Consider the following 16,295-nt stretch of genomic DNA (forward strand, 5'->3'; position numbering starts at 1 on the left):
TGTTTATGCGGGCGCTCGGTCGCGATGATCTGGCGCAGAAGATTGATGATGCACTTCTAGATTGACTCCGCCAACCCAAAGAAATGGCCTGAAGAGCTCATGGCGAGTGGAAGTTACAAGCTTGAAGGATGACGCCTTGCTTTGATCGTTGGCGGGCCACGCTTCCACCACCCCGCTATACCGCGAGGCGTCGAAGCAGTGAGGGCTTAAAGCGCGCCCTCCGACAGGTTGAGCTTGGCTGAGATCTGCCCGATCTGCTTTAAGTCCTCAGCGCTTCGACGCCTCGCGGTATAGCGGGGACGTTGAACCATGGGCGGCCAACGACCTATCTAGCCACACACGTTCAGGCTTTTACCTTCCCCATGCTGTGAGCCTTTTAGGCCATTTCTTTGGGTTACTTTTCTTTGGGCCAGCAAAGAAAAGTGACTCGGGCCCTTTAGGGACCGAAAGCGCCGCAGGCAATGGTCCAATGCTCGAAATGACCGGCTGAGGCGAGACGCTAAATCAGGCTTTTATTTAGTCATTATGCCTAATTAAGCATATTGTCCATAGAAAATTGCATATTGTTTAAGCATGAAATTTAAGGCGCCCATTTTTATGATTTGAAGATGTCAGTTGTGCCATTTTTTTCATAATGAATGACGAAATTCGCACGGTGTTAGCGCATGAATCTTATTTACGTCGATTTTACCTGGGATTTTCTTGACTTCTCATACGAAATGGCGTGATTGAGCATTGTGCTGAATTAATCATTGTGAGTGTCGGAAAATATATTGATTTTATATGGTCATTTAGTGCCTCATTTTATAAATGATCATCGTTGAGATTTTTCAGTTTCATCGGTGACATTTTCCGCTGTTTTCTAATAAATCCACTAAGTAAATCAGTTGCAAGGGGAGGGTGTATGAGCGTTAAAACGCTTGCTTCGGCATGCAAATCGCCTGTGCGTCATAGCGCATTGGCCGTGGCGATTGTCATGGGGTTGGGGTTTTCGGGTGGTGTTGGTGCACAGTCCACCAACGGTACGATTTTCGGTCAGGCGCCGGTCGCCAGTGGCGAAACGGTGCGGATTGTCGGCGGTTCGGGTTTTGACCGCACCGTGCCGGTCGACAAGTCGGGGCGCTACAGCATCACGCTGCCGGTAGGCACGTACGACGTAAGCCTGCTGCAAAACGGTGCGGTGATTGACACTAAGCATGGCGTGACGGCTCCGGCTGCCGGTGCCGTGACGATCAACTTCGCGGCTGCTGCCGCGGGTGCAGCGACCAACGCGCAAAACCTGTCGTCGGTCACGGTAACGGCCAACGCGTTGCCGGCTATCGACGTCAGTTCCACCCAGGAATCCACAGTGGTCACCGCCGCGCAGCTCAAGCAGCTACCGCTGCAGCGCAGCGGTGCGGCCATCGCGCTGTTGGCGCCGGGTACGGTGCCAGGCTCTGGTTCGTTGGGTAACGGCCCAACGGGTGAGCGGCTGGTTTCGTTCGGCGGTTCGTCGACGGCCGAGAACGCCTACTACATCAACGGCTTCAACACCTCCGACCCGCTCGGTAACTCCGGTGGCATCACGCTGCCGTATGGCGCAGTTGCGCAGCAGGAAACGCTGACTAACGGTTATGGACCGGAGTATGGCCGCTCCACCGGCGGCGTGATCAGTCAGGTCGGCAAGAGCGGTACCAATACCTGGCAATTCGGCGGAGCCATGTTCTGGCGGCCTTCGGATCTGCAGGGCAACGTAAAGAACATGTATTACGAAAACCCGCTGACGCCGCAGTACTACGGCAAGGTGTACGACTACCGCAACGGTAACAGTGGATGGGAGCAGATCTACGACGCTTATGTCGGCGGTCCGTTGATCAAGGACAAGCTGTTCTTCTTCCTGGCCGTGGAGGCGGATCATTACAACTACACGACGGTAACGCCGGTTACCGCTCCGTATCAGGATAACAATCACTCTTCCTATCCGAAGTACTACGCCAAGCTGGATTGGAACATCACCGATTCGAACATCCTGTCCTTTACCGGCGTGAGATCGTCGGATGAATTCAATGGCACAAGGGACACGTACAACTACGCCACTCACAGCGTGGGCGACTTCTCTGGTTATCAGCAGTCGAGCAAAAGTACGTTCAATATCTATAGTGCCAAGTTCACGTCGTACATCACCGATAACCTCACCTTAGATGCCTTGCTCGGCAAGATGGACGGCATCTATTACACCAATCAGCCGGGCCAGGTTTCCGACCCCACGATTTTCAGCCCCCAAAACCAGAACCCGGCGCTGTGTCCGTCTCAGGCCTGCGTCAGCAGCAATCCCAGTTCCAACCTCAGCAACCCGAACCACAAATCGGAAAACATCAACCTGCGTGTCGGCCTGACTTACAAGCTGGGCGACCACACGTTGCAGGCAGGTATCGATAACCAGACCACGCGCGACGTTGACGACGGTACGGTTATGACCGGTCCGGGTTATGCGTGGGAGTACGGAGCAACCAATCCTGGTGTGCCGATCGTTGGTACCAGCCCCAACGTCAGCCCGTACGTAGGCCCCATCAATTCGAAGTACTGGGTTGACCAATATATCTTCGTCAACCAGTCGACGGTGCAAGTGCAGCAGCGCGCGCAATACCTGAAAGATACGTGGCAGGTTACGCCGAACATGCTGTTGAACATCGGTGTGCGCAACGAGGCATTCACCAACTACAACCCCGACAACCAACCGTACGTACGCCTGACCAAACCGCAATGGGCGCCGCGCTTGGGATTCTCCTGGGACATCATGGGCGATTCCAGCATGAAGCTGTTCGCCAATGCTGGCCGTTATTACCTGGCGCTGCCCTCAGGCGTGGCGCTGCGTGAGGCAGCTGCGTCGACATACACCCGGGTCTACTACACCTATACCGGCATCCAGCCGAACGGTGTGCCGACGGGGCTTCAGCCGATCTATTCGTATGGTTTGACATCCGGTTACAACGTACCGGTATCCGGCAACTACGCGTACGGTCAGCCGCTTGATCCTTCGACGATCGCTTCGCGCAACCTGGGCGCGGAATATCAGGATTCCTACGTGTTGGGTTTCCAGCAGCAGATCAATCCTGCTTGGAACTATGGTGTGACAGCCACCTGGACCAAGCTGGGTCGCATCGTGGATGACACCGCCGAAGGACCTTACGCGATCTGTAACGCGTTGCTGGCTCAGAATCCCGGCTTGGCCAATCAGACGGCCGGTTCGACTGCAGCCAACTGCGGTCCGTTGGTGGTCAATGGCAGCATTCTGATCAATCCGGGCTCAAGCAACCTGATCACTGCCGCCAATTCCAACGGCGGCCATGCCTCGGCCTGGGTTTCGCCGTCGCAGTTGGGCTTCCCGCGCGCCTATCGCAATTACTACTCGCTGGAGTTGTTCCTGGAGCATCCGTGGGACGGTAAGTGGTGGGGCAAGATTGATTACATGTATTCCAAGAGTTACGGCACCAGTGAGGGTGTCGTGCAGTCGCAGACTGGCCAGGGCGGTACTTCGGTTTCGGCCACCACGCAGTGGGACTTTGGCCAGTTGATGGAATACTCCAATGGTCCGCAAACCAATTCACGCAAACATGCGTTGAAGGCGTATGGCACCTATCAATTCTTGCCGGAGTGGTCGGTCAGCGGTGTGCTGACGCTGGCTTCGGGCACGCCTGAGCAATGTCTGGGTTACTACGGCACGCAAGAAACCGACCCGGCCGGTTACGGCGGTGGTTATCACTGGTGTGGCGGTATGCCGTCGCCGCCCGGCACCAGCGGTTATACACCCTGGCTGCATACGCTGGATCTGGCGCTGGAATACCGTCCAGAATGGGCGGGCAAGAAGCTGGGTTTCCAGTTGCAGGTGCGCAATGTCACGAACGAGCAGAAGCTGCTGTTCGTCAATCCGAACTACGGTACGTCGGCGGCGCCCAATGCGCTCTACAAATCGGCCTATTTTGGCTACAACAGTACGGTGGAGGCGCCACGTACGGTGCAGCTCGGCGTTACTTACGATTGGTAAGCGACAGCATGAAATGGCATTCCGCCATTTCATGTTCCAACAAAAAAGGCCGCCGGATTCCGGTGGCCTTTTTTGTTGGGGGGCAACATCACTTCGCCGCAGGCTTCATTCCTAAATCCAGATGACGCGATGCATGCCGCGCCTCACGCAGCCTGCGCGCATGTGCTGCAAGCAGATCGCCACGCGTGATGATGCCCACCATGTTGTGCGGTGCATTCTTGCCTACGACCACCAGGCGCCCGACCTCCCACTCCACCATGTGATCGGCGGCTTCGCGCAAGGTGTGGTCTTCGCGTACCACCAGCGGGGCGCGATGGACCAGCGAGCGCACGTGTGCATCGTCTGCCAATGCCGCGTCATACAGCTGCCGCCGTGTCACTACGCCGAGCAGCTGGCCGTTCGTATCGAGCACAGGAAAACCCTGATGCTTGGTGGCTACACCTTCGGAAGCCAGCCAGTTGCGCACGGTTTTCACTGTGTCGTCGGCACGCAGGCTCACTACATTACGACTGCAGGCGTCGCGCACGAAAATCTGATCCAGATAATCGGCCGCATAATCGGAAGGTACGCGCACGCCGCGGCGCACGATCTTCTCCGTCATGATCGTATTGCGCATCAGCAAGCCGGAAATAAGATAAGCAGCTGCACATGCACCGAGTAGCGGCAGCAAGCCGTGCGGTTGTTGCGTGGTTTCGAATGCGAACACCACGGAGGTGAGAAACGCGCGCGACGCACCCGCGAAGATCGCCGCCATGCACACGAGTGCCGCCATGTGCGGGTCTATCTGCAGCCAAGGCGCAACACTGGCAAGTGTTATGCCTAGTACGCCGCCGATCGCGCTGCCGATGGTGAAGAGCGGTGCAAGCGTACCGCCGGATGTACCGCTGCCTAGTGCGATCGACCACGACAGCAGTTTCAGCAGGCATAGCGCAAGCATGGCGCCAAGGCCGATTTGCCCGCTCAGCACCGAGGAAATGTTGCTGTAGCCCACGCCCAACGTCAGCGGCGCGAAATAACCCACCACGCCGACGACGATGCCACCCAGTGCAGGCCACCACATCCAATGGATGGGCAGTTTTTCGAAGTGATCCTCGATGGCATAGGTAAGGCGCGTAATGCCCACGCTGATGACGCCCACGATCAAGCCCAGCACAACATAAGCTGCGATGGCGGGCAGGGTGGGCGTGGCGACCTGCGGCATCGGGAACATCGGTGCATTGCCTTCCAGCAGGTAACGGAAGCCGGTACCCACCGTGGCGCCAAGCGCCACCGGAATCAGCGAACGCGCGCGGCGTTCGAACAACAGCAACTCGATCGCCAGCAGCACGGCGGAAATCGGTGCCGAGAAGACCGCCGCCATGCCGGCAGCTGCACCGGCAGCGAGCAATGTCTTCCGCTCATCGGCCGTCACGTGCATCAACTGCGCGATCAGTGAACCGAGTGCGCCGCCGGTGGCGATGATCGGGCCTTCCGCACCGAATGGTCCGCCGGTACCGATGGCGATCGCCGAGGAAACCGGTTTCAGCCAGGTGATGCGTGGCGGAATGCGGCTTTCGTTGAGCAGTACCTGTTCCATCGCTTCGGGAATGCCGTGACCGCGGATCGCGCGTGAGCCCCAGCGCGCCATCACGCCGACGATCAGGCCGCCCATCACGGGAATCACGATCACCCATAAGCCGAGATGATTGCCCGCCGGGCTGCTGAAGTCGTAGCTCCACCGACCGTAAAAAGCGAGATTGGTAATAAGGCCGATCAAGGCGGTCAGGAATTTGGCGACGACCGAGACCGCCGCGCCCAGCAGCATGGCGACAAAGCTGATCCACAGCACGCGCCAATCCAGCGGCCGGAACTGCCGCGGCATATGCGCGTCGGCAAGGGTGGGATCGAGTGACGGTGCAAGCGGAAGCGACGCGCGGCTGTGCGGATCTGTACTGGATGAATGCATGTTGATGAAGAACCCCTTGAATGCGCGGCAAGGTTACCGGGATGCGCGTGCGGTAGCTGGCTGGAAAATGAATCGCCTCCGCGTTTTTCTCCCTCTCCCCTTTGGGGAGAGGGTTGGGGTGAGGGGATGCGGTTGCCATAAGGCACGTTATTCGCGCGATCTGCTATGCGAGCTTTAAGGCGGAAGAGGCAAGTTTGCCGCGAGGTTTGCCCCTCACCCCAACCCTCTCCCCGGAGGGGAGAGGGAGTAGAGCGGGCTTGACTCTGGACCTTGATCAAAGGTCTAGACTTTCCCCATGAACACGCCAACCCCCTCCCTGACCATCGGTACCGTCGCCAAGCGCGCCGGCGTTCCCATCGACACCATCCGCTACTACGAGCGCGAAGGCTTGCTGCCTGAGCCGCTGCGTCGCGCATCCGGCTATCGCAGCTACAACGAAACGGCGGTCAGCCGGCTGCGCTTCATCCGCCGAGCCAAAGAGCTCGGCTTCACGCTGGAGGAAATCCGCGATCTGCTGGCGTTGTCGTCCGATCGCCGCGGTGGCGTGAAGGCGGTGCGCAAGCGTGCGGAACAACGGCTGGCGAGCATCGAAACACGCATCGCCGAGCTCATGCGTATCCGCAAAGGCTTGCAGCAGCTGATCCAGGCGTGTCCTGGGCATGGCGATCCGGAGCATTGCCCGATCTTGCGCGCACTGGCTGACGAGGAGCCGCAGGCATGAGCGCTCAACATGCGTGCTGCCACGCGGAGGACGGCAAGGCGCGCGATCCGATCTGCGGCATGAGCGTGGATACGACCGGCGCCAAGCATCGCAGTGATTATGCCGGCGAGACGTTTTATTTCTGCTGTGCGGGCTGCAAGGCGAAGTTCGATGCAGAGCCTGCACGTTATGCGCAGAACGCGCCGAAGACGATGGCTATACATTCGTCTACGCATGCGATGCATAAGCACGAACACCATGAGCCTGCGATTGCCATCCCAGGTGCGACCTACACCTGTCCCATGCATCCTGAGGTGCAACAGGATCACCCCGGCGACTGCCCGAAATGCGGCATGGCGCTGGAGCCGATGATGCCCAGCCTGGATGAAGACGACACCGACGAAGCGCGAGCAGCATGGCGTCGGTTGTGGCTATTGATCATGTTGACGGTGCCGGTGTTTCTGCTGGCCATGCTCCCCCATGCAGGTGTGCATGTACCGCACGCGTGGTCGGGCATGGCGGGATGGAGCGAAGCCTTGCTTGCCAGCGTGATAGTGCTATGGGGTGGCGCACCGTTCTTCGCACGTGGGTGGCGTTCGCTCAAACCGTGGCAACCGAACATGTACACGCTGATCGCATTGGGCACAGGCGTGGCGTGGCTCTACAGCGCGTTCGCGTTTCTGGTGCCACAGATGTTTCCAGCAGGTTTTCGCGACATGCACGGCCAAGTCGGTGTGTATTTCGAATCTGCCGCGGTGATCGTGACATTGGTGACACTCGGCGATTTCCTGGAATGGCGTGCGCGCCGGCGTACCAGCGCCGCGCTGAAAGCCTTGTTGGGCCTGGTACCCAAGACGGCACGCCGCTTGTCGAAGGGCGAAGAGCAAGATGTGCCGCTGGACGAGGTGATGGCCGGTGACGTGTTGCGCATTCGACCCGGCGAGAAAGTGCCGGTGGACGGTGTCGTGCTGAGCGGCCACAGCCAAGTGGACGAATCCATGCTCACCGGCGAATCCATGCCGGTGACGAAAGACGAAGGCGATCCGCTCACTGGTGGTACGGTCAATCAGCAAGGCGCGTTGACCATGCGTGTGGTGAAAGTCGGCGCATCCACCGTGCTGTCACAGATCGTTGCGCAGGTGGCGCAGGCGCAACGTAGCAAGGCACCGTTGCAGCGAGTCGCCGATCGCGTGGCTGCGTGGTTCGTGCCGGTTGTCATCGCCGTCGCCGTACTCGCCTTCGCTGGTTGGGCATTGCTCGGGCCTGAGCCGCGCTTGGCGCATGCGCTGATCGCTGCCGTATCGGTGCTCATCATCGCTTGTCCATGTGCGTTGGGTCTCGCTACGCCTATTTCGATCATGGTGGCCAGCGGTCGCGGCGCACAGCAAGGATTGCTGTTCAAAGATGCTGCCGCGATCGAAACGATGCGTTATGTCGACACGCTGGTGCTGGACAAGACCGGCACGCTGACCGAAGGCAAGCCTTCGCTCAAGTCCATCGAGGTATTCGATCATTACGAGCGCAAACAACTGCTCGCCTTGGCGGCCAGCCTGGAACAAGCGAGCGAGCACCCGCTGGGCAAGGCGATTATTGGCGCAGCCAGGGAAGAAGGTGTCGACATTCCCGCAGTTGTCGATCCCGCGACCATCGACTTTCGGGCTCACGTAGGTGGTGGCGTCAGCGGGCAGGTGCAGGGTCATCGGCTGGCCTTCGGCAATGCGTCGCTGATGGAGCAACTGGGCATATCGCTGGAAGCAGACGCACTCGCAAAAGCGGAGGATTTGCGCGGTGAGGGCGCAACCGTGATGTTCCTGGCCATCGACGGTAAAGTGGCCGGCGTATTCAGCGTGAGTGATCGCATCAAGCAGGACACGCCGCAAGCGCTCCTGAGTTTGAACGCAGCCGGCTTGCGCATCGTGATGCTTACGGGTGATCACGCCACGACGGCAAATGCGGTTGCGCGAGCATTGGCGATTGACGAAGTCCATGCTGAGGTTTCGCCAGCCGGCAAAGCTGCCGTGATCGAAGCTTTGCGCAAGCAAGGCCAGCGCGTGGCCATGGCCGGCGACGGGATCAACGATGCCCCCGCGTTGGCTGTCGCCGATATCGGCATCGCGATGGGCCATGGCACGGATGTGGCGATGGAAACCGCGCAAGTGACGTTAGTGAAAGGGCAGCTCGGCGGCATTCTGCGTGCACGCGCGTTGTCGAAAGCGACGGTGCGCAATATTCGCCAGAATTTGTTCTTTGCGTTCATCTACAACGCGCTGGGCGTGCCGCTGGCGGCGGGTGTGTTGTATCCGCTGTTCGGTATCACGTTGTCGCCGATGATTGCTGCGCTGGCGATGAGCTTGTCGTCGGTGTCGGTGGTGGGAAATGCGTTGCGATTGCGGGGAGCTTCCGTAGGTTGGGTTAGCGGAGCGTAACCCAGCAATGCTGCTTCGATTGTGTTGGGTTACGCTGCGCTAACCCAACCTACAAACAGCCCGCCAGGCGTTTGTTAGCTGACGTTGAAATTTTTTTCACTGCATCAAGACTTCAGATACAGATGAGTATCGTCATGATCTCTCTGTACGGCACGGAAGCGTGCCGTGCGCTGTCAGGGTTTTTTGGAGTCTTAGCAATGGCAAATCAAAGTTCAGGCAACAACCGTGGAGGACAGGGAGGCGGGCGTGGATTCGCCGGCATGGACGAAGCGCGGCAACGCGAGATCGCCAGTCAGGGTGGGCGTGCGGCCCACGAGAGCGGTCACGCGCACGAGTTCTCCTCACAGGAAGCGCGTAAGGCGGGCCGCAAGGGCGGCGAAGCGGTGAGTCAGAATCGTGAGCACATGTCGGCCATCGGCCAGAAAGGTGGCGAGGCGGTCAGTGGAGATCGTGGACACATGGCAGACATCGGTCGCAAGGGTGGTGAGCGCAGCCACGGCGGCGGCTCGCATGCACGCTCTCGCGATACCACTAGCGAGCGGCAAGGTGAAGCCGGCGGGCAAGATCACAAGAACGTCTGAACCGCGACGTTCTCCCTCCCCTAAGTGCAGGGGAGGGAATCGCTTTACGTCGGCGTCAACATCGTGAAGACGCTATGCGTGGCAGGTCGTTCCAGGCTCAATCGCGATCCGGTGCACCCAGCGGGAAAAATGAGCGATACGGCCGCGCCTCGTCCACGGCACGCGCGAACGACGGGCGCGCAAGCAAGCGCTTGCGATAGGCGATGAGGTTGCTGAAGGCCGGATCGATGCGATGCGTCCAGTCTGCATAGAGCAGCGACGGCGCAGCACTGCAATCGGCCAAACTAAAGCTGTCGCCGGCAACCCATTCGCGGCCTGCCAGGGTTTTGTCCAGCCACGCGTAGGCAGTGTCGAGCGCCTCTCGCGCTTCGCGCACGCCATATAAATCGTGCTCGTTTTCCGAGCGCATGGCGTCGAACACGATCTTCTGTACTGGCGTGGAAATGTAATGATCGAAGAAGCGATCCAGATGCCGTACTTCGAGCGCATCACGTGCGTTCGCAGGCAGTAGCGACACCGGCCCCGGATAGTGCAGGGCGAGGTGCTCGATGATGATGCTCGATTCCGTGATCGGCCGGCCGCCATCGATCAGCAGCGGAAAGCGCTTGATCGGCCACATCGCCGCGAACTCGGCGTAGTTCTCCGGTTGCTCATTCGACAGCGTGCGCCACTCGAAGGGAATGCCGTTTTCGTAAAGTGCGATGAGCACTTTTTGGCAGTAGGCGGAGAAAGGGTGGGCGTATAGCTTCAGGTTCATCGACGGGCTCCGTGAGGGGGCTTTATCCGGCGACGAACGAGATGGAGGGGAATCGACAACAATCTTCCTGAGTGAATCCTTCTTCCTTCGGGAGAGGGGCCCGAGAGGCGGGGGAGGGTTCGGGCGAAGCGCAGTGACGACTTCTCACGCAAGTTCTGCCATCACGCCCTGATCGTACCCTCACCCCAACCCCTCTCCCGGAGGGAGAGGGGTTCGTACTCGGCATTACATGCCCAGCACGCTTTCCGCCTTCACATACGGCAAGTTGTGTGCTTGTGCGACCGGTTCGCAAGTGACCTTGCCTTCGAACACATTCAGACCGTTGCGCAGATGCACGTCCTGCTGCAGCGCCTTCTTCCAGCCATGGTTGGCCAGCGCCAGCGTGAACGGCAGCGTCACGCTGTTGAGCGCGAACGTGGACGTCCGGGCCACCGCGCCCGGCATGTTGGCGACGCAGTAGTGCACCACGCCGTCCACCACGTAGGTGGGATCGGAATGCGTAGTGGCGTGCGAGGTTTCCACACAGCCGCCCTGGTCGATGGCCACGTCCACGATCACCGAACCCGGCTTCATCGTGCGCACCATGTCGTGCGTCACCAGCTTGGGCGCCGCAGCGCCGGGCACGAGCACCGTACCGATCAGCAGGTCCGCGCGGCGCACCAGTTCTTCGATCGCCGAACGGGTGGAGAACACGGTGGAGATGGAGGTGCCAAACTGCGTGGCAAGGCGCTTGAGCGCTTCGGCCGAGCGATCCACCACCGTCACTTTCGCGCCCATGCCCACCGCGATAGTGGCCGCGTGCGTGCCGGACACGCCGCCGCCGAGAATCACCACTTCAGCCGCCGGCACGCCGGGCACGCCGCCCAGCAGCACGCCGCGTCCACCTTGGGCCTTCTCGAGCGAATGCGCACCGACCTGCGGAGCGAGGCGGCCGGCCACTTCCGACATCGGCGTCAGCAGCGGCAGCGAGCCGTTGGCTGCAGTGACGGTTTCATAGGCGATGCAGATGGCGCCGGAATCGATCAGGTCGCGGGTCTGCTCCGCATCGGGTGCCAGGTGCAGGTAAGTGAAGAGAATCTGGCCTTTGCGCAGCTTTTTGCGCTCCACTGCCAGCGGCTCCTTCACCTTCACGATCATGTCGGCTTCGGCAAAGATCTGGTCGGCGCTTTCCACAATGGTGGCGCCAGCGGCGACGTAGTCAGCGTCGGACAGGCCAGCGCCCATGCCGGCGTCCTTCTGCACCATCACCTGATGGCCGTTGTGTACCAATTCCTGCACAGACGATGGGACCAGGCCCACACGGTATTCATGGTTCTTGATCTCTTTCGGTACACCGATGCGCATGACTCGCTCTCTCGACAGATGGTGGGGGAAGGTTGCTGCGCCAGCCTTCCGTGATCGGCGCGGCGCGCAGTATGATCGAGGTGTTGCGCAATTTCTCGCTTATTACGACATGAAATCCGGTCATTTTTCGCATTGACTGCCAAGTTTCGATGAAAACGTAGAATTTATGACGAACCCTAATTTCCCCCTGGATGACCGGGACCGAGCCATCCTCAGACTGCTGCAGGAAGACGGTCGTTTGGCCAATGCGGAACTGGCCATGCGCATCAATCTTTCCCCCTCGGCCTGCCTGCGGCGGGTGAAGCTGCTGGAAGACCACGGTCTGATTTCCCGCTACGTCATGCTGCTGGATGAAAAAAAGGCGGGCCTGTCAGGCACGGCCTTCGTGCTGGTTACCCTCGACCAGCAAGGCCGTGCGGCCTTGGATGCCTTCGAGGAGGCTATCCAGAAGCACCCCGAAGTCACCGAATGCTGTTTGCTCGCCGGAGCGGCGGATTACATGGTGCGTGTGGCGTACGCCGACTCTGTCGACTTCGAGCGCATCCACACCGAGATCCTTACGCAACTACCGGGCGTGGTACGCGTGCAGTCGACGCTGGCTTTGCGTACGGTGAAGCGCACTACTGCGTTGCCGGTGTGAATGATGATGTGCATAAGTGATGTTGGGGGTTGCACCCCAACCTATGAGCTTTCATAGCAACTTGCGAGATTCTTATGAATCGCGCAAGACGTTTAATAACGTGATGACGACGTGAAGTCTTATGAAAAGTCGTTGACCGCTTATGAGTGCTTGGTCTATATGTTCGCAACGGCTTCGCAATGAAGCCGTTTTCGTGTGTGAGCAAACCATGTTGGTTTCAACATCCCTTTCACCAAGGTGAGGAGAAAGTCATGCTCAACGCTTCACAGGAACAGATCAATCATTGGCGCAATCACGCGGACGAGAACAGCCCTGCTGGTCCGCTTTATGTCAGCGGCGAGTTTGCCGAATCCGACATCACTTCCAAATCCAATACGATCACTCTGAACATCGCGTGCAATTCGGGCCGGTGCGGTACGGTTTGTTCCGGTTCCGCGGGTCATCCGTGCTGCTGATTCGCAGTGGCATTCAAAAGTTTTACCGATAATTTCACCGCATCGCTGGGTTGTCTGCTTGCGCCTTCGCTGGGCAGGCTGGCAACCCAGCTTGTGCTTATTCCTGAGCTCTCGTCGCGCGAGCGCGAAATCATCCTGGATGAAACCCGGGAATCGCTTTGCAGTGTGTTGCATGGGAAGCTTACGCGACTGCTTCTGCTTGAACTGAATGCCGCGCGTGTAAGCGAGCGCTTGAACGGTGCGGATGGGGCTGAACGATGGCATGAGTTTCTCGAACTCTCCGCGCAGTTTTCGTTTTGGGAGGAGCAGGCGGAGCACTATCCCTCGCTGCTGCAACGAGTCGAATGCATCGTGCGCAACCGGTGCGACGCGTCGTTGTTGTTTGCCAGACGATGGGTAGCCGACCGCGCCAGTCTCAATGCGTTGTGCGGCACGCATGTTGGTGAACTGACAGAACTGAGTTTTGGCGCAGGTGATAGCCATCGCGGCGGTTTCACCGTAGCCCTGCTTCGCTGCGAGGGTGGACGCGTGGTTTACAAGCCACGCTCGATGGCGATCGATGTAAGCCTGCAAGATTTCATCAACGCATTGGCGAAGGAGCATGGCAGTGCGTTGAATATTCGCGTACCGCGTGTCGTTGATCGCGATGATTACGGATGGGGCGAATTTGTCGAACATCGCTACGCCGCCGACCATGATGAATTGAGCGGTTTCTATCGCGGTATCGGTCATTGGCTGGCGATCATGCATTTGCTCGGTGCCAGCGACCTGCATGCGGAAAATCTGATCGCGCACGGCGACACGCCAGTAGTCGTCGATTGCGAAACCCTCTTCACGCCGAAGATCGCCATGCCGCCTTCGGGTTTCGGCAAGGCGCTCGATTATGCCTCCTCGCTGATAGCCGGCACCGTGCTCAATATCGGCCTGTTGCCGGGGCGTGCACAGACACTGGGATGGCGTGGCGTTGATTATTCCGGAATTGGTTTGCTGCCCGGCCAGCAGCCGATGATGCCGCAACCGGCGATTTTGAAAGCCGGCACCGACGAGGCTTATCTCGGCACCACCATGGTGCCCGTGCCGATTGCGCAAAATCATCCCAGCCCTGAGCCGGCTCTGGCGACTTATTGGCCGCAGGCGCTGGAGGCTTTCGATCAACTGACCGCTACGCTGCGGCGGCTCGACACGGCAGGCGCCTTGGAGCCGCGCTTGCGTGCCTTCGACGATTGCCGCGTGCGCGTAGTGTTGAGGGCCACCGAAGCCTATGCCGAAATTGCCCGCATGCTGTGGCATCCGGTGTCCTTGCACAACGAAGCACAAGCCAGGCAGCGCGCGCGGCATCTGTTGGCGAGCATGGCGGCCAACGTCGTTTCGGCGCCAAGTGATCCTGAGGTGATCGAAAGCGAAATAGAGGATCTGCTGGTCGGCGACATTCCTTTTTTCAGCACGCGTGTAAGCGACGGCCAATTGGAAGGTTCACGCGGCGTCAAATGGTTGCAACCGAACCACCTGGCCCAGGCAGCGTTGAAGCATTGGCGTGCTTCCGATTTCGCGTTCGAGCGCAATGTGATCCGTGCCGCGATGGTCAGCGCCTACCTCAACGATGGATGGACATCGCACTTGGGTACGCTTGCGCCTGCCGTGATTCGCAGTGGAGATCTGGACGCACGGCGCCGTGCGCAGGCCGCGCGCATCATGCAGGGCTTGGTGAAGCACGCCATTCGCGGCGATGACGGCAGCGTCGCCTGGATTGCACCGGTGCTCAATCCCACCGGCTGGTCGGTGCAGTTGCTCGGCGTGGATTTGTACGGCGGTCTGTCCGGCGTCGCGCTGCTTGCCGCTGCGTACGTGCGTGAGACGCGTGCGGGCCGCGCAGATCCGGTTGCCGGTATCGAAGAACTTTCCGGCGCGATTCAGCACACCTTGCGCTTGAGTGAAGAGCAACTGGCCAATACTTCGCACGGCGACATCAAAGTGCGTCCGCCGACGCCTGGTGCCTACCTCGGTTTAGGGGCGCAAATCTGGACGCTGCTGATGCTGGCGCAGTGGAGCAATCACAGCAGCGATGAACTGCAGCGTGCGACTGTCTTGGCCGAAGGCATGCTGGAAGCGGCCACTGCCGATGACATGAACGACATTCTCTCCGGTCGCGCAGGCGCCATTCCGCCCTTGCTGGCACTGGCCGAATACACGCACAACCCGCGCTTTCTAGAGATCGCCATCCAGATCGGCGATCAATTGCGCGAACTGGCACGGCATGACGGCGATCGTGCGTGTTGGGTGCAGCCGCAAATGTGGCCGGAGGGCCTTGGTGGCTATTCGCACGGCGTAACCGGCGTCGGCTGGGCGCTTAGCAAGCTGGCGCGCGCAACGGGCGAAAGCCGCTTTGAGGCATTGGCGCAAGCGGCGTTCCGCTTCGAAGATGCCACCTTCGACGAAGAAGAACAGAGCTGGATAGATCTGCGCAATCTGGGTGGGCCCAAGATTGCGGCCGTGTGGTGCCATGGTTCGATGGGTATCGGACTGGCGCATCTGGATCTCGATCCCAAATTTAACCATCCACGTACCGAACTCCTGTTGCGTCGCGCGGCGGCGACGACGATACGTATGGGCCTCGGTTGGAACCATTGCTTATGTCACGGCGATCTCGGTGCGTGGGAGTTGTTGGATCAGCTCATGGCCCGCGGCGTGGAGCTGGCCGGCATGACGCGTGAAAGCCTGATGGCACGGATACTGTCGAGCCTGGAAGAGCACGGCCCCTCCTGCGGCTTGACTAAGGAAGTATTCGTGCCTGGGTTGATGGCCGGCGTAGGCGGCATTGCCTATCAGTTGCTGCGGATGCATCCGGAGAGCCGCTTGCCATCGATATTGATGATCGGGTCGTAGGTTAGGGTGCACCCCCCCGCATGGCCATGCGTGCATGCATCAGGATGTTGGGGTTTGCACCTCAACCTACGGCATTGCCATGGATCAACAAAGAGGTAGGTCGACAATGGCACGCGACCAAGGGCTCGAAGCACTGTTGAGCGAAGATCTGCAAGGAGAGCGCGGTCTCACCGAAAAAGCCATGTTCGGTGGTTGGGCATGGCTGGTGAACGGCAATCTTTTATGCGGCGCCCGCAGTGATGGATTGCTGGTGCGACTCGGCAAGGACAAGGATGCCTGGGCATTGAAGCTGCGCGGCATCGTTCCGATGAGCATGGGCGAGCGTCGCATGCATGGTTGGGTACGTGCGGCGCCGGAAGCTTATGGCGACGATGCCTTGCGTCGAAAATTGTTGGATGCAGCGCTTGCCTTTGTTCAGTCGCTTCCAAAAAAGTGAGTCGTAATTACATGGACTCGCCCCCGCGCTAAATAAGGCCTCATGGGCCAGCGGTGGAGAGTAAAACTATCCACCGTTCTGTAACGAGCGAGGGCGAGTCCATG

11 protein-coding genes are annotated in these 16,295 nt (G+C 59.4%); 8 read left to right on the forward strand and 3 right to left on the reverse strand.

Annotated features, from left to right (window positions below; genetic code table 11):
- Positions 1–904 precede the first annotated feature (904 nt).
- A complete protein-coding gene (locus QQJ86_RS14675) occupies positions 905–4,024 on the forward strand; it encodes a TonB-dependent receptor (protein WP_284321716.1) in 3,120 nt (1,039 codons plus the stop codon).
- Positions 4,025–4,112: 88 nt separating this feature from the next.
- Here the strand turns inward: QQJ86_RS14675 and QQJ86_RS14680 are convergent, their stop codons facing one another.
- Entirely contained in the window at positions 4,113–5,885 is a 1,773-nt protein-coding gene (locus QQJ86_RS14680) for a chloride channel protein (protein WP_284321726.1), read from the reverse strand.
- 379 nt (positions 5,886–6,264) lie between these two features.
- Here QQJ86_RS14680 and QQJ86_RS14685 point away from each other — a divergent pair, with 379 nt between their 5' ends.
- From QQJ86_RS14685 to QQJ86_RS14695, 3 genes are all read left to right on the forward strand, one after another.
- The gene (locus QQJ86_RS14685) at positions 6,265–6,690 is read left to right on the forward strand and encodes a heavy metal-responsive transcriptional regulator (RefSeq protein WP_284321717.1); all 426 of its coding nucleotides are present in this window, start codon (positions 6,265–6,267) and stop codon (positions 6,688–6,690) included.
- Complete coding sequence (locus QQJ86_RS14690) at positions 6,687–9,095, forward strand: heavy metal translocating P-type ATPase (protein WP_284321718.1); 2,409 nt, start codon at positions 6,687–6,689, stop codon at positions 9,093–9,095. Before QQJ86_RS14685 ends, QQJ86_RS14690 begins: the two co-directional genes overlap by 4 nt.
- Positions 9,096–9,292: 197 nt before the next feature.
- Entirely contained in the window at positions 9,293–9,676 is a 384-nt protein-coding gene (locus QQJ86_RS14695) for a KGG domain-containing protein (RefSeq protein WP_284321719.1), read from the forward strand.
- A 97-nt stretch (positions 9,677–9,773) separates the two neighbouring features.
- On the opposite strand, the gene QQJ86_RS14700 is transcribed toward QQJ86_RS14695, so the two are convergent.
- Positions 9,774–10,433 (reverse strand): glutathione S-transferase family protein, encoded by a 660-nt coding sequence (locus QQJ86_RS14700; protein WP_284321720.1) that lies wholly within the window; start codon positions 10,431–10,433, stop codon positions 9,774–9,776.
- A 225-nt stretch (positions 10,434–10,658) separates the two neighbouring features.
- A complete protein-coding gene (gene ald, locus QQJ86_RS14705) occupies positions 10,659–11,777 on the reverse strand; it encodes an alanine dehydrogenase (RefSeq protein ID WP_284321721.1) in 1,119 nt (372 codons plus the stop codon).
- A gap of 166 nt (positions 11,778–11,943) precedes the next feature.
- Between ald and QQJ86_RS14710 the strand changes: the two genes are divergently transcribed.
- The 4 genes from QQJ86_RS14710 to QQJ86_RS14725 all read left to right on the forward strand — a co-directional run bounded on the left by QQJ86_RS14710 (position 11,944) and on the right by QQJ86_RS14725 (position 16,191).
- Positions 11,944–12,417: an Lrp/AsnC family transcriptional regulator gene (locus QQJ86_RS14710; protein WP_284321722.1), complete on the forward strand. Its 474-nt coding sequence runs from the start codon at positions 11,944–11,946 to the stop codon at positions 12,415–12,417.
- A 251-nt stretch (positions 12,418–12,668) separates the two neighbouring features.
- A complete protein-coding gene (locus tag QQJ86_RS14715) occupies positions 12,669–12,872 on the forward strand; it encodes a DUF6229 family protein (protein WP_284321723.1) in 204 nt (67 codons plus the stop codon).
- Positions 12,873–12,878: 6 nt separating this feature from the next.
- A complete protein-coding gene (locus QQJ86_RS14720) occupies positions 12,879–15,755 on the forward strand; it encodes a type 2 lanthipeptide synthetase LanM family protein (RefSeq protein WP_284321724.1) in 2,877 nt (958 codons plus the stop codon).
- 106 nt (positions 15,756–15,861) lie between these two features.
- On the forward strand, positions 15,862–16,191 hold the full coding sequence (locus tag QQJ86_RS14725; protein WP_284321725.1) for a TfoX/Sxy family protein: 330 nt from the start codon (positions 15,862–15,864) through the stop codon (positions 16,189–16,191).
- Positions 16,192–16,295: the final 104 nt, after the last annotated feature.

The sequence above is a fragment of the Dyella acidisoli genome (genome assembly GCF_030160295.1).
In the GTDB taxonomy this organism is placed as follows: domain Bacteria; phylum Pseudomonadota; class Gammaproteobacteria; order Xanthomonadales; family Rhodanobacteraceae; genus Dyella_B; species Dyella_B acidisoli.